Annotated in this window: 23 protein-coding genes; 20 read left to right on the top strand and 3 right to left on the bottom strand. The window is 29.4% G+C overall.

The genetic code is table 11. The annotated features are described in order from the left end of the window. Nucleotides 1–150 precede the first annotated feature (150 nt). The 3 genes from VN21_RS02265 to VN21_RS02255 are packed head-to-tail and all read left to right on the top strand — an operon-like array spanning nucleotide 151 to nucleotide 2761. Complete coding sequence (locus VN21_RS02265; protein ID WP_046821851.1) at nucleotides 151–1383, top strand: competence/damage-inducible protein A; 1233 nt, start codon at nucleotides 151–153, stop codon at nucleotides 1381–1383. Between the two features lie 13 nt (nucleotides 1384–1396). Beyond that, nucleotides 1397–2185 carry an HAD family hydrolase gene (locus VN21_RS02260; protein WP_046821850.1) on the top strand — a complete coding sequence of 263 codons (789 nt, stop codon included), beginning with the start codon at nucleotides 1397–1399 and terminating at the stop codon, nucleotides 2183–2185. 9 nt (nucleotides 2186–2194) lie between these two features. Continuing rightward, the gene (locus tag VN21_RS02255; protein WP_046821849.1) at nucleotides 2195–2761 is read left to right on the top strand and encodes a DJ-1 family glyoxalase III; all 567 of its coding nucleotides are present in this window, start codon (nucleotides 2195–2197) and stop codon (nucleotides 2759–2761) included. Nucleotides 2762–2833: 72 nt separating this feature from the next. Here the strand turns inward: VN21_RS02255 and VN21_RS02250 are convergent, their stop codons facing one another. Continuing rightward, a complete protein-coding gene (locus VN21_RS02250) occupies nucleotides 2834–4174 on the bottom strand; it encodes a sigma-54 interaction domain-containing protein (protein WP_046821848.1) in 1341 nt (446 codons plus the stop codon). A gap of 290 nt (nucleotides 4175–4464) precedes the next feature. Here VN21_RS02250 and VN21_RS02245 point away from each other — a divergent pair, with 290 nt between their 5' ends. Beyond that, a complete protein-coding gene (locus VN21_RS02245; RefSeq protein ID WP_052951955.1) occupies nucleotides 4465–5412 on the top strand; it encodes a DMT family transporter in 948 nt (315 codons plus the stop codon). Nucleotides 5413–5446: 34 nt separating this feature from the next. On the opposite strand, the gene VN21_RS02240 is transcribed toward VN21_RS02245, so the two are convergent. Beyond that, nucleotides 5447–6391, bottom strand: coding sequence for a TIGR01212 family radical SAM protein (locus tag VN21_RS02240; RefSeq protein ID WP_152650753.1), 945 nt, complete (start codon nucleotides 6389–6391; stop codon nucleotides 5447–5449). Between the two features lie 125 nt (nucleotides 6392–6516). After that, on the bottom strand, nucleotides 6517–7059 hold the full coding sequence (locus VN21_RS02235) for a DUF308 domain-containing protein (protein ID WP_046821846.1): 543 nt from the start codon (nucleotides 7057–7059) through the stop codon (nucleotides 6517–6519). Nucleotides 7060–7198: 139 nt separating this feature from the next. Here VN21_RS02235 and VN21_RS02230 point away from each other — a divergent pair, with 139 nt between their 5' ends. From VN21_RS02230 to kamE, 16 genes are all read left to right on the top strand, one after another. Further along, complete coding sequence (locus VN21_RS02230) at nucleotides 7199–7627, top strand: DMT family transporter (RefSeq protein ID WP_046821845.1); 429 nt, start codon at nucleotides 7199–7201, stop codon at nucleotides 7625–7627. A gap of 239 nt (nucleotides 7628–7866) precedes the next feature. Further along, nucleotides 7867–8778 (top strand): LysR family transcriptional regulator, encoded by a 912-nt coding sequence (locus tag VN21_RS02225; RefSeq protein WP_052951954.1) that lies wholly within the window; start codon nucleotides 7867–7869, stop codon nucleotides 8776–8778. 227 nt (nucleotides 8779–9005) lie between these two features. Next, entirely contained in the window at nucleotides 9006–10214 is a 1209-nt protein-coding gene (locus tag VN21_RS02220) for an acetyl-CoA C-acetyltransferase (RefSeq protein WP_046821844.1), read from the top strand. Between the two features lie 110 nt (nucleotides 10215–10324). Then, nucleotides 10325–11449: an acyl-CoA dehydrogenase gene (locus VN21_RS02215; RefSeq protein WP_046821843.1), complete on the top strand. Its 1125-nt coding sequence runs from the start codon at nucleotides 10325–10327 to the stop codon at nucleotides 11447–11449. A 27-nt stretch (nucleotides 11450–11476) separates the two neighbouring features. Further along, the gene (locus VN21_RS02210) at nucleotides 11477–12274 is read left to right on the top strand and encodes an electron transfer flavoprotein subunit beta/FixA family protein (protein WP_046821842.1); all 798 of its coding nucleotides are present in this window, start codon (nucleotides 11477–11479) and stop codon (nucleotides 12272–12274) included. Between the two features lie 54 nt (nucleotides 12275–12328). Beyond that, on the top strand, nucleotides 12329–13303 hold the full coding sequence (locus VN21_RS02205) for an electron transfer flavoprotein subunit alpha/FixB family protein (protein ID WP_332840836.1): 975 nt from the start codon (nucleotides 12329–12331) through the stop codon (nucleotides 13301–13303). Between the two features lie 76 nt (nucleotides 13304–13379). Further along, on the top strand, nucleotides 13380–13760 hold the full coding sequence (kal, locus tag VN21_RS02200) for a 3-aminobutyryl-CoA ammonia lyase (protein ID WP_046821840.1): 381 nt from the start codon (nucleotides 13380–13382) through the stop codon (nucleotides 13758–13760). A 23-nt stretch (nucleotides 13761–13783) separates the two neighbouring features. Then, entirely contained in the window at nucleotides 13784–14629 is an 846-nt protein-coding gene (gene kce, locus VN21_RS02195; protein WP_046821839.1) for a 3-keto-5-aminohexanoate cleavage enzyme, read from the top strand. 21 nt (nucleotides 14630–14650) lie between these two features. Next, a complete protein-coding gene (locus VN21_RS02190) occupies nucleotides 14651–15304 on the top strand; it encodes a 3-oxoacid CoA-transferase subunit A (RefSeq protein WP_046821838.1) in 654 nt (217 codons plus the stop codon). Next, on the top strand, nucleotides 15305–15964 hold the full coding sequence (locus VN21_RS02185) for a 3-oxoacid CoA-transferase subunit B (RefSeq protein ID WP_046821837.1): 660 nt from the start codon (nucleotides 15305–15307) through the stop codon (nucleotides 15962–15964). Between the two features lie 17 nt (nucleotides 15965–15981). Further along, nucleotides 15982–17013, top strand: coding sequence for an L-erythro-3,5-diaminohexanoate dehydrogenase (gene kdd, locus VN21_RS02180; RefSeq protein WP_046821836.1), 1032 nt, complete (start codon nucleotides 15982–15984; stop codon nucleotides 17011–17013). An 18-nt stretch (nucleotides 17014–17031) separates the two neighbouring features. Then, the gene (kamA, locus tag VN21_RS02175; RefSeq protein ID WP_332840835.1) at nucleotides 17032–18282 is read left to right on the top strand and encodes a lysine 2,3-aminomutase; all 1251 of its coding nucleotides are present in this window, start codon (nucleotides 17032–17034) and stop codon (nucleotides 18280–18282) included. 109 nt (nucleotides 18283–18391) lie between these two features. Then, the gene (gene kamB, locus VN21_RS02170; protein ID WP_046821834.1) at nucleotides 18392–19411 is read left to right on the top strand and encodes a lysine 5,6-aminomutase reactivase subunit KamB; all 1020 of its coding nucleotides are present in this window, start codon (nucleotides 18392–18394) and stop codon (nucleotides 19409–19411) included. 33 nt (nucleotides 19412–19444) lie between these two features. Beyond that, complete coding sequence (gene kamC / locus VN21_RS02165) at nucleotides 19445–20884, top strand: lysine 5,6-aminomutase reactivase ATPase KamC (protein ID WP_046821833.1); 1440 nt, start codon at nucleotides 19445–19447, stop codon at nucleotides 20882–20884. 18 nt (nucleotides 20885–20902) lie between these two features. Beyond that, entirely contained in the window at nucleotides 20903–22480 is a 1578-nt protein-coding gene (kamD, locus tag VN21_RS02160) for a lysine 5,6-aminomutase subunit alpha (protein ID WP_046821832.1), read from the top strand. Next, nucleotides 22480–23265, top strand: coding sequence for a lysine 5,6-aminomutase subunit beta (kamE, locus tag VN21_RS02155; RefSeq protein ID WP_046821831.1), 786 nt, complete (start codon nucleotides 22480–22482; stop codon nucleotides 23263–23265). Before kamD ends, kamE begins: the two co-directional genes overlap by 1 nt. Nucleotides 23266–23296: the final 31 nt, after the last annotated feature.

Here is a 23296-nt window from a genome sequence, read left to right as displayed (position 1 = left end):
AGTTAAATACTAAATACTATAAATATAGGATTAAAATATTTTGTATATCTAAATTAGATATGAATGAAATAAGTTAAAAAAGTAGAAAGCAATACTAATTTAAATATGATAATATTAGGGTATAAATATATTAAGGAAAAAGGTGATAAAATGAGAGCTGAAATTATAACTGTAGGAACAGAAATTTTATTAGGTGATATTGTAAATACAAATTCTCAGTTTTTAGCAAAGGAATTAGCAAATATTGGGATAGATGTATATTACCAAGGTACAGTTGGAGATAATGAAACAAGACTTATGGAATCTTTAAATGAAGGTTTAAAAAGAAGTGATATAATAATTACCACTGGAGGTCTGGGACCAACGAAAGATGATATGACTAAAGAAGTAGCATCTAAGTGTTTTAATCAAGAATTGGTTTTATATATGGATATTTGGAAAGACATTAAATCTTATTTTTCTAAGTTAGGATTAGAGTTAACTGAGAATAATAAAAAGCAAGCATATTTTCCAAAAGATTGCATTATATTAAATAATCCTAATGGAACGGCTCCAGGAGCAATATTAAAAAAAGATAATAAAATGATAATACTATTACCAGGACCTCCAAAAGAAATGATACCTATGTTTAATGATGAGTTAAAGAAACACTTATTATGTTTAACTGATTATAAACTTGTATCAAAAACATTAAGATTCTTTGGAATAGGCGAATCTTCATTAGAAGATAAGTTAATAGATATGATAAATAATCAAAAAAATCCTACGATTGCACCTTATGCTAAAGAGGGTGAAGTAACTATTAGAATAACTGCAAAAGCTGAAAATACTGAAAAAGCAAATGAACTAATAAAAAATGTAGAAGATGAAATCAATAATAGGGTAGGAAATTACATATATGGTTATGATGATACTACTTTAGAGGAAGAAGTAGCAAAATTATTGGTTGAAAAGAATATGACTATAGCTGTAAGTGAATCATGTACAGGAGGAATGGTTTCATCAAAACTAATAAACTATCCTGGAATTTCTCAAAGTTTCTTAGAGGGATGTGTTACTTATTCCAATGAAGCTAAAATGAAAAGGCTAGGGGTTAAAAAAGATACTTTAGATAAATTTGGAGCAGTAAGTGAAGAAACAGCTATTGAGATGGCTATGGGAGTTGCTAAGTCTTTAGGTGCTAATGTTGGTGTATCTACAACTGGAATAGCAGGTCCTGGAGGCGGAACTGATGAAAAACCGGTTGGGTTAGTTTACATAGGACTTTATATAAATGGAGAAATTAAAGTTAAAAAATGTAATCTAGCTGGAAGTAGAGAAAAAATAAGATCTAGAGCGACAAGCGAAGCACTAAACTTAGTTAGAACAGAACTTATAAAGTAAAAGGAGTAAGCTAATGATAAAATATATATTTTGTGATTTAGATGGAACATTATATCACAATGGAATATCTAAAGAAGATGCAAATGCTATAAATAATATAGAAAAACAAGGTGTTACATTTAATATAGCTACTGGAAGAATTTTTTCTCAAGCTATAAAGATGACTCAAGATAATATTGATATGAATGGATATTATATATGTGAAAATGGATCATATATATATGATTGCAATAAAAATTTAGTTTTTAAAGGAACAATAGATGATAATATAGTAAAAAAAGTGATTGCTTTATATGAATCAGATAACGCAACATTATACTTTAAGTATAATGGAAAGGTAGTATTACTAGAAGAAAATGATTGTTTTAAGATTTATTCAGATGAATATTTAGTAGACAAAGAATTTGCAAATAAAAATACCTACAATGACCTTGTAGGTAATATAGGTATAGTATCTAAAGATGTAGACGAACTATATAGATTAGAATCTTTTTTAATTGAAGAATTCAATGATGTTTTAGACATATATTTTTCATCTGAATATACTTTAAACTTAGTTCCTAAAGGTGTTTCAAAACATGCAGCTATAAAAAATGTATGCAAAGTTTTAGGAGTTAGTTTAGATGAAGTAGCAACTATAGGAGATTCTCCAAATGATATAAGTATGCTTAAAACTACTAAATATAGTTTTGCAATGAAAAATTCAAGAAAAGAAGTACAAGAAAGTGCAAATTATACTGCTAGTTCTGTAGAAGATGCAATTAGAAAAATAAAAGAAATTAATGAAGATTTAAATTCATAGGAGGAAGTTATGAAGAAGGTATTAGTTTTATTAGCAAATGGATTTGAAGAAATAGAGGCATTAAGTGTAGTTAATGTATTAAGAAGAGCTCAAGTAATTTGTCATATGGGAAGTCTTGATACTGAATATGTAAAAGGTACTCATAATATAGAAGTTAAATCAGATGTAAATATAAATAATATAAACATAAATGAGTATGATGGAGTTGTATTACCAGGAGGACTTCCAGGAGCATATAATCTAAGAGATAGTAAAAAAGTTAGAGAAATAGTACAAAAGTTTAATAATGATGGGAAGATTATAGCTGCTATATGTGCAGCTCCAGAAGCATTAGAAAGTTTTAATATATTAAATGGGAAAAAATGCACATCATATCCAGGATTTATAAAAGATAAGAGCAATCTAAACTATATAGAAAATCAAATTGTTATAGAGGATGGAAATATAATAACTAGTAGAGGGCCAGCAACAGCTATAGAATTTTCATTAGCAATACTGAAGAAACTTGGATACAAGAAAGAATATGAAGAAATAAAAGAAGGTATGTTAGTAAACTTTTATAACGAATTTAAATAAAAATTATTAATTAAAAACTATTAAGTGATAAATATATAAGCTTAGCTTATATATTTATCATTTTTTTTATATTTATAAATATTTTCGTATAAGTCTACTTGCTTTAGATTGAGATATGTTTAATGCTTTAGCTAACTTATATGAACTTGGATTGTTTTTATAGTATTTACAAATTAAAAGCTTCTCATAGTTTTCCATTAAATTATCTAATGAATTATTTTCTTCATCTTTTACAAAATCTACGTGGTGAAGAACTGATTTTGGTAAGTGGTGTAATTCAATGTAGTCTGAGCTTGAAGTAACTAAAATGTTTTGAATTATATTTTCAAGTTCTCTCATATTTCCAGGGTAATTGTAGTTCAAAAGTACGTTTATAACTTCTGTAGACATACTTTTATCTAGATTAAAAATATTTGAGTATTTTTTGAAAAAGTGAAAAATAAGCTCCAATAAATCTTCCTTACGATCTCGAAGTGGTGGGATTTTTAGTTCTACAACGTTTATTCTATAATACAAATCTTCTCTAAATTTTTTTTGATTTATAGAATTTATTAAATCAACATTAGTTGCAGAAATAAATCGTATATCTACCTTTTTAGTTTTTACTCCTCCAACTGAAGTAAATGTTTTATCTTGAATAAGTTGTAAGAACTTAGATTGAAGTTCTTTGGGTATATCGCCAATTTCATCAAGAAATAAAGTACCTTCATTTGCTAATTCAACTAGTCCTATTTTACCCTTTGAATTAGCACCAGTGAATGCGCCACCTTCGTAACCAAATAATTCAGATTCAAGAAGGTTTGGAGAAATGGTTGAACAATTTATAGTTATAAATGGTTTTCTAGCTCTCTTACTATTTAAATGTATGTGCTTAGCAAGTGTAGTTTTACCACATCCAGATTCACCAAGTAATAAAACATTTACATTTGTTTTAGCAACATTTTTTGCTATTTCTAAAATCGATTTCATACTGGATCCTTTTATAGTAGTATCATTATAAATTAACGACTGAGATTTATTAAATGAACTTATTGTATTTTCATACAATTTTATTTTTTCTTTTATACTATTTAATTCGCTTATATCTCTAGAATTTTCTACTATAAAGTCTATATCACCATTTTCATCAAAAACAGGTGTTGCGGTTATTATAAGTGTTTTTCCAGTTATAGTTTTCTGCTCCATCGAAACTTTTTTCTTGTGTTTAACAACAGCAGGAATAGGTGTTTGATTAGAGTACCCAGCTTCATTTAAGAACATTGCTGTTTTTCCTATCATATCCTCTCTATCTATACCGTAGTTAGATTCAAATGCTTTATTACAATAAATCATATACCCATCTTTATCACATACAAAAATTTCATCATGAGAAGATTCTACTATTCTTTCAAAAAAATCTTTAGTGTATTGCATTAATATATCCCCCAGAATAATAAATTATAAACTATGTATTTAAAACTCCTTAATTATAGTATATATATAAGTCAAAATCAACTTGTTATAAATGAATACTTAATGGATTTTAATGTCGTAAGTCTATTTTAACTTATATAAAAAGTGAAAATGAGTTTGATTTGACTTATATATGATAAGAAAATGTTTCCGAAGTGAGTGATTTCAATTAGAATAAGCTTGGAATGATTTGGCATAGAAATTGCTAAAATAAATAATCGTAATAGTAGTATAGATAGGAGGATTTTCTTATGGAACAAAGAAGTAAAGGATACATATTTGTTGTAACAGCAGGAGTTTTATGGGCTACTATTGGATTATTTGCAAATTCATTATTAAACTTAGGGCTAACTCCAGAACAAGTTGCATTTTTAAGATTATTTTTAGGTTTTTTGATATTATTTATTTATAGTTGTGTAAAAATGCCAAATGCACTTAAGATAAACAGAAAAGGATTAATGTATTGTATTCTTGTAGGTATAATAAGCCAGGCTGGGTTTAATATATGCTATTTTAATGCTATAGATTCTATTGGAGTTTCCGCGTCTGCAGTACTTTTATACACATCTCCATTATTTTTAGCAATGCTATCAATGGCAATTTTTAAAGAAAGACTTAATAAGTCTAAAGTTATGTCACTATGTATTTGTTTTTGTGGATCTATACTAGCAGTAACAGGAGGAAGTTTAGATTTAGGTCAACTTAGTACACAAGGTATTTTACTAGGTATAATGTCAGCTATAACATATGCATGTATGTCAATAATAAGTAAAGGTGCATTAAAAGAATGTGAAGGGATAACTTTGTTGATATATGGATTTCTAATAGGATCTATATTAATGATACCTTTAGCAAATCCTATACAAATTATTTCATATGCAAATAATATAGGTACAGTGATTACTATATTAGGATTAGGGATAATACCTGCAGCTGGAGCTTATATATTTTATTTGAATGGAATTTCAACAGGGATCGATTTATCAATAGCTGGAATATTAGCATCTGCAGAACTTATAGTATCTGTAATAATAGGTTGGACATTGCTTGGAGAAAACTTTTCTATAGTGAAAGCTATAGGGGTTTTATTTATGGTTGTTTCTGCGATTATATCAATAAAAAAACCTAATAATAAATTTGAAGAAGATAATGATAATATTAATTCAGGAAATAAAATAAAACTTCATACAGCAAATTAACTGTAATAAAAAATAAGCTATCTAATTAGATAGCTTATTTTTTATTACAGTATTTAATTCCTTGACATGAATTTCTTTCTCTCATAGTATCATCTATAGAATTTAGAACTTCCCACTTTTTAAGACTCCACATAGGCCCTACTATTTCATCTCTTTTACCGTCTCCAGTAAGTCTATGAACTACCATTTCAGGAGGAATAATTTCTAACTGGTCACACACTAAGTTTATATAATCATCTTTCTCCATTAAATTAAACATACCTTTTTTTAGCATGTTTTCCATAGGTGTTTCTTTTAAAACATGAAGTAAGTGTATCTTTATTCCATGAACACCAAGATCAGCAACTGCTTTAGCTGTTTCCATCATCATATTATAGTCTTCTCCAGGTAATCCATTTATAATATGAACAACTGTTTTTATATTATGTTTTTTTAATTTTTCAACACCTTCTAAAAACGTATTATAATCATGACCTCTGTTTATAATTTTAGATGTTTCATCATGAATCGTTTGAAGTCCTAGTTCAACCCATAAGTTTGTTTTTTTATTAAGTTCAGATAAATATTCTAAAACATCGTCTGGTAAACAATCGGGTCTAGTAGAAATTGAAAGTCCTATTACATCATCTAAATTTAATATAGTTTCATATTTTTCTTTTAATACACTTACTGGAGCATGAGTGTTAGTAAAAGCTTGGAAATATCCAATGTATTTTGCGTTATGCCATTTTTTATGCATCATTTCTTTTATATCTTCAAACTGCTTTATTAAATTATCGTTAGGATTTCCTGCAAAATCTCCAGAACCTTGTTTACTACAGTAAGTACATCCACCATAAGCAACAGTTCCATCTATATTTGGGCAAGAAAAACCTGCATTTATAGATACCTTAAAAACTTTTTCTCCAAAATTGCTTCTAAGGTAATAATTCCATGTATGATACCTTTTATTATCAAAGGCATATTTAAAATTTGTCAAATTAATCACCTTTTCTTTATTTGTATTAAATTTACTTATACAATATTAACATAAAAAACACTCTTATACAAACCAAGGATTAATTTTAACTATAAAAATAGTACCTTAATATTAAGGCACTATTTTTATAGTTTTTTTAACCTATTTCCAGTTGATAAAAGTTGGAAACCGATTAAAACGAAAATTAAAGATAAAAATGTAGCTATAAATCCTGATAAGAATAAAGGCGAAAGGATTAGTATTAATCCGCATATTAATAAAAAACCATTAAAACCATTAAACTTTACATAAGGATTTTTTCTGCTATTAAAAAAAGCAATAATTTGGATTACTAAAAGATATGCACCAAGTATAGATGAAAAGAATCCTTGTATTTGTTGAGGAAAAATAAAAAATAATAGAGCAACAATTATAAGAATAATTTCTCTGTTCTTATAAGGCTTTATATTTTCCTTAGACTCATATCTTTTAAGTTCATTTAAAGTTTTTAGATTTAAGTATGCTAAAAACAAACAAACTGTTCCTAATCCAAATGATAATACTTTAATGCCTAAATTTCTAAATAATAGGGAAAGAGTTCCAATAAGTAAAAGTAAAATTCCCATCATTATAAAATTATTTGCATTTTCTTTTCGATTAAAATTATTAAAGTTAAAATTTATATTCATTTGTATCACCTCTTTAAATCATTAAAAAAATTATAACAAAAAAAAAGTAACTATAAAATACTTTCTTTTAAATTTCTATTTAAAGTAATTTTAAAAATGCTTGTATCATAAAATTTTATTATGTAAAGGAGTGAGTTAATTGATAAAATTAGTATCTATAATATTTGCAATACTAGCTGGAGGATCTACAGCTCTAGAGGCTTTTATAAACGGAGAGTTAGGGAAAAGTACATCACCAGTTACAGCCACTTTTATAAGTTTGGTAGTAGGTTCAGTATTTTTTTTAATAAACATGCTTTTAACTGGTGAAATTAAAACTTTTTTAGCAACAGAGTCTATAAGTCCTAAATTACTACTTGGGGGCATATTTGGAGGAGGTATAATTTATTTTACAGTTAAGGCAATGGATGGAATAGGGCTTTCAAGCACATTAACAATAATAGTAGTTTCACAAATTCTTATAGGTTTTTTTATAGATGTAGTTGTGCTTAAAGAGCAAACTATGTATTTATATAAATATGTAGGAGCAATTTTACTTTTTATAGGAACATTTTTTATAGTAAGTTGATTATATTTTTAAATTAAAAGTATTTAGATATATAAACACAACTATTATAAAATACTATTGAAAATATGAGAAATTAAAATAAAAAATTACAATTATAACTTTATCAATTCTTGTGTTTTTATAAGGTTATAAGAGTTTTTGTGTTAGTATAATATTATAGGCACATCTTAGATCACCTCAGATATATATAATTAAATACTAATAAGTGTATAAAAAATAAAAAAGGAGGTTAGCAGAATATGAATATAAAAGAAATAATATACTTCTTAGAGGTAGTAAAAGAAAAAAACTTCACTAAAGCTGCGAATAATTTATATATATCACAACCTGCTCTTAGTAAAGCAATAAAAAACTTAGAAAAAGTAGTACAAACACAACTGATAGAAAGATATACAAAAAATTTTAAATTAACCTATGAAGGTGAAATATTTTATGAAAATTCAAAGAAATCAATTGATATTATAAATACAGAGTTATTCAAACTCCAAGATAGTATAACAAATTTTGGTAAGACTTTAACTCTAGGGATACCACCAGTTATAGGTAGCGTGTACTTCACATCTGTCGTAGCTAAATTTAAACAAGAATACCCCGACATAGATATACATATAGTAGAAGAAGGCGCAAATAATATAAAATATAAAGTAGTGGATGAAAGTATAGAGCTTGGAGCAGTAATATTTCCAGTAGAAGAAGACAGTATAATAGCCTCAGAGATAGTAAGTGGCGATGTAGTGCTAGTTATAAGTAAAGATCATCCGTTATCTAATAGAAAAAGCATTGATGTTAAAGAACTAAAAGATGAAAGGTTCATTGTATTTAATGAAAACTTTATGATGTACAATAAAACAATAAATGCATGCAAAGCTTCAGGATTTGAGCCTAATATAGTAATGAAAATATCACAATGGGACTTTATTTTAGAGATGGTAGCTTTGAATGAGGGGATATCAATAATGCCAAAACTAATAGTTCAACGATATAAAATGAATGGAGTAAATATGATACCCATCTCTAAACCTGAAATAAAGTGGAATATTGGTTTTATAGTTAAAAAGAATAAATACATGTCTAAAACACTAAAATTATTTGCAGAATATGCAACAGATCATATAAGAAAAGAGTACGGAAATCACAAAGAAGATAATTAATTTAAAATAAATAAACTTTTGAATGCTTTTAATTAAATGGTTAAAAGTATTTTTTTATAAATGCAATAAATAGAGGTTATAACTAAAAGTTATGAATACATAGTTTTTTGGAATTTTACAATAAAGCTTTACCTATATATACTTATCTTAAAGAGAAAACTTCAAAAAAAGATATGAAATTGGGATAAATACAAGTTTTAAAGATTTAAGAAATAGGGGGAAAACTAATGTCTAAAGTATATATAGTAGATGCAAAAAGAAGTCCAATTGGTAAGTTTTTAGGGGAATTATCTACAGTACCACCATCTCAACTTGCTGGGCAAGTAATTAAATCAATAATAGAAACCAATAACCTAAATGCAAGAAATGTAGATGAAGTAATACTAGGGAATGTGTTACCAGCAGGTCAAGGACAAGGTATAGCGAGGCAAGCCTCAATACATGCTAATATACCATTTGAAGTTCCGGCTTATTCAGTAAATATAATATGTGGAAGTGGTATGAAAACAGTTATGACTGCATATTCACAAATAAAATCAGGAATTGGAGATTTAATTTTAGCAGGTGGAGTAGAAGTTATGTCTCAAGCTCCATATGTAACGGAAACGATAATAAGAACGGGGAGCAAAATGGGTAGTATGAGCCTTAAAGATAGTTTAGTAGCAGATGGTCTAACTGATGCATTTAACAATTATCACATGGGAATAACTGCTGAGAATATAGCCCAAAAGTATAGTATAACAAGACATATGCAAGATGAATTTGCTTTTAAATCTCAGCAAAAAGCAATAAATGCAATAGATAATGGAAGATTTGAGGATGAAATAGTTCCAATAGAAGTAAAAACAAGAAAAGGTTCAGTAATAGTAGATACGGATGAATATCCAAATAGAAATACAAGTTTAGAAGCAATTTCAAAATTAAGACCAGCATTTAAAAAAGATGGAACTGTGACAGCGGGAAATGCATCTGGTATAAATGATGGAGCTAGTATAGTTCTTGTAGCATCTGAAAAGGCAGTTAAGGAATATGGATTAAAACCAATAGCTGAATTAATATCAGTAGGTCAAGGTGGAGTAGATCCATCGGTTATGGGACTTGGACCTGTACCAGCAGTTAAAGATGCGTTAGAAAGAGCTAATATGAAATTAGAAGAAATAGATTTAATTGAATTAAATGAAGCTTTTGCAGCTCAATCTCTGGGAGTAATCGAAGCATTAAAAGAAAACCATAGTGTGGATGATGATTGGTTTGAAGAAAGAACAAATGTGAATGGTGGAGCAATAGCAATAGGTCATCCATTAGGAGCATCCGGAGCTAGAATAATAACAACACTTTTACATGAAATGAAAAAGAGAGAGTTAAAACATGGGTTAGCATCACTTTGCATAGGAGGAGGAATGGGAACTTGTGTAATAGTTAAATTAATAATGTAGGAAATATATACATTTTGGCTAGATTGTTAAAAAATTATTTAAAATGTATACTAAGGAACTAGTTTAATTATAAAAAGCTAATCACTTTTAGAAAAGAGGGGAAATTTTTAATGGAAAAATATGAATTATTAAAACAAATGTATAGAGATTTTACAGAAAATGAGGTCGCTCCTATAGCTCATGAAATAGATGAGGAAGAAAAGTTTCCATATGAAACTGTTGAAAAAATGGGTAAATACGGATTCATGGGAATACCTTTTCCTAAAGTGTATGGTGGAGAAGGTGGAGATTATTTAGGGTATGCAATAGCTGTTGAAGAATTGTCTAAAGCATGCGCAACTACAGGTGTAATAGTTTCAGCTCATACCTCATTATGTGCAAGTCCAATATTTGAATTTGGTACAGAAGAGCAAAAAGAAAAATTCCTAGTTCCTCTAGCAAAAGGCGAAAAATTAGGCGCATTTGGGTTGACTGAGCCTAATGCAGGCACAGATGCAGCAGGGCAACAAACTACAGCTGTATTAGATGATGGTGAATATGTATTAAATGGTACAAAGGTATTTATAACTAATGCAGGCCCAGCTGATATATATGTAGTAATGGCTATGACTGATAAATCTAAAGGAACTCGTGGAATATCAGCCTTCATAGTTGAAAAAGGAACTGAAGGTTTCTCTATAGGGAAAAAAGAAAAAAAATTGGGAATAAGAGGTTCTGCAACTTGTGAGCTAATATTTGAAAATTGTAGAATACCTAAAGAAAATATATTAGGAAAAGAAGGTCAAGGATTTAAAATAGCTATGAAAACACTAGATGGTGGTCGTATAGGAATAGCAGCACAAGCTCTGGGTATAGCTCAAGGAGCATTAGATGTTACTGTTAGCTACGTTAAAGAAAGAAAACAATTTGGTAAAAGTATAGCTGCATTCCAAAACACTCAATTTGAGTTAGCTGATATGAAAACTAAGATTGAAGCAGCAAGACATTTAGTATACAATGCTGCAACTAAAAAAGATTTAGGAAAATCATACAGTGTAGAAGCTGCAATGGCAAAACTTTACGCTGCAGAAGTTGCAATGGAGGTTACTACTAAAGCAGTTCAACTTCATGGTGGATATGGATATACACGTGAATATGAAGTTGAAAGAATGATGAGAGATGCAAAAATAACTGAGATATATGAAGGAACAAGTGAAGTTCAAAAAATGGTAATAAGTGCCGATTTACTTAAATAGTGTTAAGAGAAATTTGGGAGGAAAAACATGAATATATTAGTTTGTATAAAACAAGTTCCAGATACAACAGAAGTAAAGTTAGACCCTAAAACTGGGACATTAATAAGAGATGGGATTCCAAGTATAATAAATCCTGATGATAAAGCTGGGATAGAAGAAGCAATAAAGATAAAAGAGCAAATAGGAGCTACTATAACTGTGTTAACAATGGGACCTCCTCAAGCTAAAAATGCACTAAAAGAAGCTTTAGCAATGGGTGTTGATAGAGCTATACTTCTTACAGATAGGGCATTTGCTGGAGCTGATACACTTGCAACTTCAAAAACAATAGCAGGTGCTATAAAGAATATACAGCATGATTTAATAATCGCAGGAAGACAAGCTATAGATGGAGACACTGCACAAGTTGGTCCTCAAATTGCAAATCATCTTGGTATACCATCAATAACATATGTTGAAAAGATGAAAGTTGAAGGGGACAGCATAACAGTAAACAGGGCATTTGAAGATGGATACCAAGTTATAAAGGCTAGGATGCCAGTACTTATAACTACTTTAAAAGAAATGAATAGTCCGAGATACATGAAAGTATCTAGAATATACGACTGTATGTCAGAAGATAATATAGAAACTTGGGGATTAAAGGATATAGAAGTTAATATAGAAGAAATCGGATTAAAAGGTTCACCGACTAAAGTTAAAAAGTCTTTTACTAAAGGGGTTAAAGCTAAAGGAACACTACATGATGTAGATGAAAAAGAAGCAGCACTATTAATCGTAAACTCTTTAAAAGAAAAGTTTATATTAACTGAAGCAAAAGCTTAAAAAATAATTTGACAAAAATTAATAAGTCAGTAGTAATTAATGGGAGGAAAAACAATGAGTGTAATGGTTTTTGTTGAACAAAGAAGCGGAGAAATACAAAATGTTTCTTTGGAATTATTAGGAAAAGGTAGAGAGTTAGCTGATAAGATAAATAATAAATTAAGTGCTGTATTATTAGGTCATAATATAGAAAAATTAAGTGAAGAACTTATACAATATGGAGCAGATGAAGTAGTTTACGTTGAAGATAAAAATTTAGATGTATACTTGACTGGTACATACACTAAAGCCCTTACGGAAGTAATAAATAAAAAAAATCCGGAGATAGTTTTAGTAGGAGCAACCACAATAGGAAGAGATTTAGCTCCAAGAGTAAGTGCTACTATAGGAACAGGACTTACTGCAGATTGTACATCACTTGAAATAGATGAGGAAAATCAAGGGTTATTAATGACGAGGCCAGCATTTGGTGGGAATATAATGGCTACAATAATATGTCCAAATCATAGACCACAAATGAGTACTGTAAGACCTGGTGTTATGAAAAAATTAGAAAAAAATATGGCTAGAAAAGGAAATGTAGAAAAGATAGAGGTTAAGTTTTTAGAGGACTACGAGAATGTACAAGTATTAAAATATGTTAAGGAAAACATAAAAAAGGTTAACATAGAAGATGCGAAGGTTCTAATATCAGCAGGTAGAGGAATTGGATGTAAAGAAAATATGGATGCTTTATATGAATTAGCAGATTTATTAGGAGCTGAAGTGAGTGCTTCTCGTGCTGTAGTTGATGCAGGATGGATTGATAAATCTAGGCAAGTGGGACAAACTGGAAAGACTGTAAGACCAGATGTATATATTGCTTGTGGTATATCAGGAGCAATACAACATTTAGCTGGTATGGAAGAGTCTGAATATATAATTGCTATAAATAATAATAGTGATGCAGCAATATTTGAAGTAGCAGATCTTTCTTTAGTAGGAGATGTTAATAGAGTAATTAAAAACTTAATACAAGAATTAGCATAATAAAAAGATTTTAACTAATTGGTATAGGTAAAAATCTATACCAATTAGCTAACATATATTTATAGGGGGATTTCATATGAAAGCAATGATAAGAGTTAGAATGGGAAGCCATGATGCACATTACGGTGGAAACTTAGTAGATGGAGCTAAAATGCTTCAATTGTTTGGAGATGTAGCTACTGAGTTACTTATTCAAAATGATGGAGATGAAGGATTATTCAAAGCATATGATAGTGTTGAATTCTTAGCGCCAGTATATGCCGGAGATTATATCGAAGCTATTGGAGAAATAGTGAATATAGGAAATAGTTCAAGAAAAATGATATTTGAAGCTAGAAAAGTTATAGTACCAAGATTTGACATAAGTGATTCAGCAGCAGATGTTTTAGAAGATCCAATAATAGTTTGTAAGGCAAGTGGAACTTGTGTAGTGCCTAAAGACAAGCAAAGATATTAGTTTAAAAGGGGGAGGTGGCTAATTTGGAAAAAGTAATAATTACAGCAGCTATATGTGGTGCAGAGGTAACAAAAGAACATAATGAAAATGTACCCTATACTGTAGAAGAAATAGCAAGAGAAGCAAAATCTGCTTATGATGCTGGAGCTAGTATAATACATCTTCATGTAAGAAATGATGATGGTACTCCAACTCAAGATATAAATAGATTTAAAGAATGTATAGATGCAATAAAAAAGGAATGTATAGAAGCAATTGTCCAACCTTCAACTGGAGGGGCGGTTGGAATGAGCAATGAAGAGAGAATACAACCTGTAAACTTAAATCCAGAGATGGCAACACTAGATTGTGGTACTTGTAACTTTGGTGGAGATGAGATCTTTGTTAATACTGAAGATACTATAAAAGAATTTGGTAAAAAAATGATAGATCTAAGTGTTAAGCCAGAAATAGAAGTGTTTGATAAAGGTATGATAGACATGGCTTTAAGGCTTAATAAAAGAGGGTTCATAAATGATAATATGCACTTTAACTTTGTAATGGGAGTTAATGGTGGTATAAGTGGAACATGTAGAGATTTAATGTTTATGAGAGAAAGCATACCAAGTAATGCTACTTTCACTGTAAGTGGCGTAGGAAGATGTCAGTTTGATATGATAGCACTAAGTGTGTTAATGGGAGGACATGTCCGAGTAGGTTTTGAGGATAATGTTTATATGGAAAAAGGTATAAAAGCTAAATCTAATGGAGAATTAGTTCAAAAAGCTTCAAATATTGTTAGAGCATTAGGCAGACAGGTAGCTACACCAAAAGAAACTCGTGAGATATTAGGTTTAGAAGTTAATGTTTTAACAGAACAAGAAGCTTAAAATATGCTAGGGGGAAAAAATATGAGTAAGGTTATATCTTTAGAAAAATTAAAAGACATTTTTAAAGATGATATGACTATTATGATAAGTGGATTTTTAGGGTGTGGTACTGGAGAGAAGCTTATAGATACACTTATAGAATCAGATGTTAAAAACTTAACTATAATAGGGAACGATACTTCCTTTATTGATAGAGGTATAGGGAGATTAATAGCAAATAATCAAGTAAAAAAAGTTATAGCATCACACATTGGGACTAATGCACAAACTGGTAAGTTAATGAATGAAGGTAAGCTTGAAGTAGAATTATCACCACAAGGTACTCTTATAGAAAGGATAAGAGCAGGAGGTTTTGGCTTAGGAGGAATATTAACTCCAACTGGAGTAGGAACATTAGTAGAGGAAAATAAAGAAAAAATAATTATAAATAATAAAGAGTACTTGTTAGAATATCCATTAAGAGCAGATATAGCACTTGTTAAGGGGAGTATAGTAGATGAATTTGGGAACACAATGTACAAAGGAACTACTAAAAATTTTAATCCAATTATGGCAATGGCAAGTGATGTTGTAATTGTTGAAGCGGAAAAATTTGTAAATACTGGAGAAATTAACAAGGAAATGATTATGACTCCAGGTGTAGTAATAGACTACATTATAAAGGAGGCAAATTAAATGAATCCAAAAGAAATAATAGCAAGAAGAGTTGCCAAAGAGTTTAAAAATGATCAATTAATAAATCTTGGAATAGGGCTTCCAACTTTAACCGCAAATTATATTGAGGATGGAATAAATGTAACTTTCCAATCAGAAAATGGGATGATTGGAATGGGAAAAGTTGCAGATAAAGATGAAATAGATTTAGATATAACAAATGCAGGTGGACAATATGTAACTATAAATGATAATGGGGCCTTTTTTGATACATCAATGTCTTTTGGATTAATTAGGGGAGGACACGTTGATATAACAGTACTAGGAGCTTTAGAAGTAGACCAAAATGGAAATTTAGCTAACTGGATAGTTCCCGGGAAGATGGTTCCTGGTATGGGAGGAGCTATGGATTTAGTAGTTGGAGCTAAGAAGGTAATAGTTGCAATGTTGCATACTGCAAAAGGTAAGTCTAAAATACTTAAAAACTGTACTCTTCCATTAACTGCAAAGAATGTAGTTGATATGATAGTAACTGAACTTGCAGTTATGAAAGTAACTGAAAATGGATTGCTTGTAACAGAAATTAGCGAAGGGGTAACTGTTGAAGAGTTAATAGAAATGACGGAGGCAGACCTAATCATATCAGATGATTTAGCATATATAGAATCACAAACAATATAACAAGGGGTGATATAAAGATGAGAGGATGTAAATATGGTACACATAGAGTAATAGGGGAAAATGTTCTGCCTCAACCGGCTAAAAAAATAAACAATGAGATGAACATATATGATAATGAAGTATTAATAGATGTTCAAGCTTTAAATATAGATTCAGCAAGTTTTACTCAAATAGAAGAAGAGTGTAATAATGATATAGAAAAAATAAAAGCAAAAATATTAGAAATAGTAGAAGAAAAAGGAAAAATGCAAAATCCAGTAACTGGTTCTGGAGGAATGTTAATAGGGACTATAGAAAAGATAGGTTCTGATTTAGAAGGAACTATAGATTTAAAAATAGGGGATAAGATCGCTACACTCGTTTCTTTATCATTAACACCATTAAATATAGAAGAAATATTAGATATAAAGCCAGATATAGATAGAGTTGAAATAAAAGGGAAAGCGATATTATTTGAAAGTGGTATATACGCAAAATTACCAACAGATATGGAAGAAACATTAGCATTAGCTGCTTTAGATGTAGCAGGAGCACCTGCTCAAACTCAAAAGTTAGTTAAGGAAGGTAATAGTGTTTTAATACTAGGGGCTGCTGGTAAGTCTGGAATGCTTTGCTGTTATGAAGCTAGAAAAAAAGCAGGGAAGGAAGGTAAAGTAATAGGAGTTGTAATAAACAGTAAAGATGCAGAATTTATAAAAGAAAATGATCTTGTTGATGAAGCAATAATAGTAGATGCTCAAGATCCTAATGCAGTTTTAAATAAAGTACTACAAGTAAATAATGGGAAAGAAGTAGATTTAGCTATAAACTGTGTAAATGTTCCTAATACAGAAATGAGTACAATATTGCCTGTTAGAGATGGAGGAATAGTATACTTTTTCTCAATGGCAACCACATTTACAAAAGCAGCACTTGGAGCTGAAGGTGTTGGTAAAGATGTAGATATGATAATAGGAAATGGATACACTAAGGGGCATGCAGATGTTACATTAACGGCATTAAGAGAAAGTGAGAATTTAAAAAATATATTCAAAAAATTATATGTATAATTAGGGGGATAAATAATAGTGGATAGAAAAATATTTAAAGACGTTGGAAATGAGTTATGGAATGATTGGAATTGGCAAGTTAAAAATAGAATAACAACTGTTGAAGAACTTAAAAAGTATATACCTCTTACAGAAAGTGAAGAACAAGGAGTTCAAGAGTGTCTTAAAACTTTAAGGATGAGTATAACTCCATACTACTTATCGTTAATTGATCCTTCAAATTCAGATGATCCAATAAGAAAGCAAGCAATACCAGTAGCCTCAGAACTTAAAGTTTCTGATGCTGATCTAGATGATCCACTTCATGAAGATGGAGATTCACCAGTACCGGGACTTACTCATAGATATCCAGATAGAGCATTATTGTTAATCACTGACCAATGTGCAATGTATTGTAGACATTGTACAAGAAGAAGATTTGCAGGCCAAAATGATGGAGCTCAACCAGTAGATAGGATAGATAAAGCTATAGAATATATAAGAAATACACCAGTTATAAGAGACGTATTATTATCAGGTGGAGATGCACTTTTAATGAGTGATGAAAGATTAGAATATATAATAAGTAAATTAAGAGAAATACCACACGTTGAAATAGTAAGAATAGGTAGTAGAGCTCCAGTAGTTATGCCTCAAAGAATAACGGATGATTTAGTAAATATGCTTAAAAAATATCATCCGGTATGGATAAATACTCACTTTAATCATCCAAATGAAATAACGCCAGAATCAATAGCAGCTTGTGAAAAAATGGCGAATGCAGGTATACCTTTAGGAAACCAAAGTGTTTTACTACGTGGAGTAAATGACTGTATGCATGTTATGAAAAAATTAGTTAATGATTTAGCAAAAATAAGAGTTAGACCATACTATATTTATCAATGTGACTTATCTAACGGTATAGAGCATTTTAGAACTCCTGTTTCTAAAGGTATAGAAATAATGGAAGGATTAAGAGGTCATACATCGGGGTACTGCATACCAACATTTGTTATAGATGCACCAGGTGGTGGTGGTAAAACTCCAGTTATGCCAAACTATGTAATATCTCAAAGTCATGATAAAGTAATACTAAGAAACTTTGAAGGGGTTATAACAACATACTCAGAGCCAAATAATTACAGCCATACATGTCAATGTGAAGTTTGCAGAGGAGAAAAAGAAGTTCATAAGGTAGGGGTAGCTGGACTTTTAACTAATGAAAGAATGATACTTGAACCAACTGAGTTAGAAAGAAAGAAAAGAGAGTTATCTACTCAATTAGTTTAATATAAAAACTAAAAAGCAAAAGATATTATATAATAAAGATATAATATCTTTTGCTAATAAAAGTACACATCGTTTATTGAAATTAGATTAAATTTATAAGGAATAAACTATGAATAAACTAAGAGAAATATTTAAGTATAAAAGTATGTCGATTATAGGTAATTATAAGAATGTTGGAAAAACTACGACCCTAAACTATATACTTAAAGCGTGTATAAGTGAAAATATGATACTTGGACTTACCTCAATTGGAGTAGATGGAGAAGGAGTAGATGTAGTTACTAACACTTATAAACCTAGAATATATGTAAATAGTAATACAATAATAGCGACAGCCAGTAGCTTAGCTTTAGGAAGTGATATAACAAAAGAAATTCTAGAATTAACAAATATAACAACACCCCTAGGAAATATAGTTATATTCAAAGCTTTAAGTGATGGATATATAGAACTTGCAGGTCCATCTATAAATAGTCAGGTAAAATATGTATGCGATAGGTTAAAGTATTATGGAGCAGATTTGAGTATAGTGGATGGAGCTTTATCTAGAAAGACGTTAGGATCACCATCAATAACAGAGTCAACTATATTTTGTAGTGGAGCTGTAATAAATAAGGACATAAATAAGGCCATAGAAAAAATTGTATATGAAGCTAATATTTTAAATCTTGATAAAGTTAATGATAATAAATTTTATGAAATTTATGAGAATATAAAGTACAAAAAGGTTAGTATAGTAAAAAATGATTATACATATAAAAGCTTAGATATAAACACAACATTAAGCTCTTCAAAAGAAATTATAGACAGTATAGATGGAAATACTAAGTATATAGTTTTTAATGGAATAGTTACTGATGATTTTATAAACACAATGATAAAAAGTGGAAAAGATTACAAGAATATAACTATATTAGTTGAGGATAGTACAAAAATATTTTTAGAAAAAGATGTATTTGAAAAGTTTATAAAGCTTAAAGGCAACATTAGATCAATAAATAAAGTAAATCTAATAGGAGTAAGTATAAACCCAACTTCAATAGAAGGTTATGGATTTGATGAAAACTATTTCATAGACACTATACAAAGTAAGACTGATATAAAAGTATTTAATGTAATGAGTTTTTAAAAAACAATTTTTTAGAAACAAGAAGGTGATAATATTAAATCATTTATAATAAACGAAGTAAATACAATTACAGCATATGGAGGGATGGAAAAAAGTAAAATAAAGATATATAGAAAAGAAAATAAACTTAAGCTGGTAAAAGAACTTAGCTATGTTGAAGATATGGTCAATAGCTTTAAAAAAAACAAAGATTTGCATCAGGATATACAATATGAATTTTGTAAAGTGAAAAATATTAAAAATACAATTGCAAGATTAGAAAATAAAGACATATTAGATGAAATAGAGTTATTTGAAATTAAAAACTTTGCTATAAACGTTAATAAAATAATGGAATATTATTCAAAGTTAAATTTAAATGTAGACTATATAAATTTTAAAAGTTTAGGGAAAGTTGTAAAACTATTAGACCCAGACAATTTGAAACTAACGACTTTTCAAATATATGAAGCCTATAGTAAACAATTATTACTTATAAGGCAAAATAAGCTTAATGTAGAAAAAGAAATATTTAATTCAACGGATATAGAAATAATAGAAAAATTAAAGAAGAAAAGACTTGAGATAGTTATTCAAGAAGATAAAGAAGTCCTAAAAATAAGGAAAAATTTAACTGAAGAACTATACAATTATTTAATAGATATAAAAGAAAATATAACTAATATAGGAAAATTAGATTTGCTTATTGCAAAAGCTGATTTAGCAATAAAGTATAATGCTATAAAACCAAATATAAATGAAGAAAATAAAATTTATTTTAAAAAACTAGTAAATCCAAATCTTAAAAAAATTTTAGATTCGCAAGGAAAGAAATATATACCAATAAGCATAGATATTGATAAGAAAATAACTATAATAAGTGGAGCTAACATGGGTGGCAAAAGTGTAAGTATGAAAACTATAGCACTTAATTTATATTTGTTTCAATGTGGATTTTTTGTATTTGCTAAAGAAGCCAACTTATGCATCTTAGACTTTATATATTTAGTAAGTGATGATATGCAAGATATAAGTAAAGGGTTAAGTACATTTGGAGCAGAAATAATAAAATTAAAGGAAATAACAAAGCTTATTAAAATAAGAGATGGATTCATAGCATTAGATGAATTTGCAAGAGGAACCAATCCAATAGAAGGTAGATTACTTTTAAGATCAATTTGTGAATATTTAAAACGATATAATTCAATAAGCTTAATATCGACTCACTTAGATGATATAAATATTAGCGAGGTTGACTATTATCAAGTAATAGGATTGAAAAATGTAGACTTTGAGGGTTTAAAACGTCAAATAGATTTAATGATAGGCACAGATAAAAATTCAAATGGTGTAAAAATACTTCAAGAGTATATGGACTACAGAATGGAAAAAGTAAGCAAAGAAACTAAAGTTCCAAAAGATGCTATAAATATATGTAAATTATTAGGTCTTGATAATGAAATAATTAATATAGCAAATAAATTAAGTGAATAGGAAGTTAAGGGGGATAATATGAGTAAGTTAAATTTAGATTTAAGCATAGTTGAGAAAGCTCGTAAATCAGCACAAAACATAGCACTAGACACACAAGAATTTATAAACAAGCACACGACAGTAGCTGTTGAAAGAACTATATTAAGATTACTGGGGATAGATGGTGTAGATGAATTTGGGGTACCACTTCCAAACATAGTTGTAGATAGTATAAAAAATTCTAACAATGGATCTTTAGGAATGGGTGTTGCTTACTATATAGGTAATGCTATGATAAACACAAGTCTTAATCCACAAGAAATAGCAGAAAAAGTATCTAAAGGAGAATTAGATGTATCTTCACTTAAAGAAAATGATGTGTTTGAAATTAAGCTTAAAATAAATGAAATAGCTAGAAAAAGTGTAAATAAAATAAAAGAAAATAGAAATAAAAGAGAAAAATTCTTAAATGAGTATGGAGATAAAAAAGGACCATATTTATATTTAATAGTTGCAACAGGTAATATATACGAAGATATTACTCAAGCAGTAGCAGCTGCTAAGCAAGGAGCGGATATAATAGCAGTAATTAGGACAACAGGGCAAAGTTTACTTGACTATGTACCATATGGTGCTACTACTGAAGGATTTGGGGGTACATATGCTACAGGTGAGAATTTTAGATTAATGAGAGAAGCACTAGATAATGTTGGAAAAGAATTAGGAAGATATATAAGACTTTGTAACTACTGTTCAGGGTTATGTATGCCAGAAATAGCGGCATTAGGAGCCCAAAATAGATTAGATGTTATGCTTAATGATGCATTATATGGAATATTATTTAGAGATATAAATATGAAGAGAACTATGATAGATCAATACTTCTCAAGAATAATAAATGGATATGCTGGGGTTATAATCAACACTGGTGAAGATAACTACTTAACAACATCAGATGCAGTAGAAGAAGCACATACTGTACTTGCGTCGCAATTTATAAATGAACAATTTGCTTTAATAGCAGGCCTTCCCGAGGAACAAATGGGTCTTGGCCATGCATTTGAAATAAGTCCAGATGTTGAAAATGGATTCTTATATGAATTAGCGCAGGCTCAAATGGCTAGAGAAATATTTCCTAAAGCTCCACTTAAATATATGCCACCTACTAAGTTTATGACTGGGGATATATTTAAAGGTCAAGTTCAAGATGCGTTATTTAATATGGTAACAATAATGACAGGTCAAAAACTTCATTTACTAGGAATGCTTACAGAGGCTATACATACACCATTTATATCAGATAGAGCTATATCTATAGATAATGCTCAATATATATTCAATACTATGAAAGATTTAGGTAGTGAAATAGAGTTTAAAAAAGATGGTATTATGTGCACTAGAGTTAATGAAGTTTTACATAAGGCATATGAGTTAATATCTGAGATAGAAAAAGAAGGATTATTTAAAACATTAGAACAAGGAAAGTTTGCTGGAATAAAGAGACCTGTTGATGGTGGAAAAGGACTTGATGGAGTTGTTATCAAAGAGAATTCATACTTCAATCCATTTGTAGATTTAATGTTAGAAAAAGAGTTATCGTTAGGGGGAAGCTGTTAATGAGTGGATTATATTCAATGGAAAATAAGGAATACGATAAGAATCTTGATTTTAAAAATATAAAACCATATGGAGATACTTTAAATGATGCTAAGGTTCAAGTAAGTTTTACATTGCCTATAAAGGATGATGAAAAAGGTATAGAAGCTGCAAAACTTACAGCTAAAAATATGGGGCTTTCTGATATAAATATTGCACATCATAAAGCATTAGATGGTGAATTTACATTCTATGTAGCATATGGAAATTTAGAAAAAGGTGTAAATTATGAAGATATACATGTAGAAGTAGCACAAGAAAATACAATGGATAAATATGAGATAGAAAAGTATATAAAATCAAATATAAAAAGAAATGTAGTAATAGTTGGGGCTAGCACTGGGACAGATGCACATACTGTTGGTATAGATGCAATTATGAACATGAAGGGGTATGCAGGAAACTACGGATTAGAAAGATATGAAGGAGTAGAAGCATATAATTTAGGGAGCCAAGTTCCAAATGAAAACTTTATAAAAAGAGCAATAGAGCTTAAAGCAGATGTACTATTAGTTTCTCAGACTGTAACCCAAAAGAATATTCATATAGAAAACTTAACTAACTTAGTAGAGTTATTAGAAGCAGAAGGTATTCGTGATAAGGTTGTACTTATTTGTGGAGGTCCTAGAATAAGTCATGAACTTGCAAAGGAACTAGGATATGATGCAGGATTTGGGCCAGGAAAGTTTGCACAAGATGTTGCCAGTTTCTTTGTAGAAGAATTAGTTAATAGAGATTTAATATAATAAAGTTTACATAATATATTAAATTATCATT

Origin of the sequence: Paraclostridium benzoelyticum (genome assembly GCF_001006285.1) — a bacterium.
Taxonomy (GTDB): domain Bacteria; phylum Bacillota; class Clostridia; order Peptostreptococcales; family Peptostreptococcaceae; genus Paraclostridium; species Paraclostridium benzoelyticum.
This window is presented reverse-complemented; position numbering and strand designations above follow the sequence as displayed.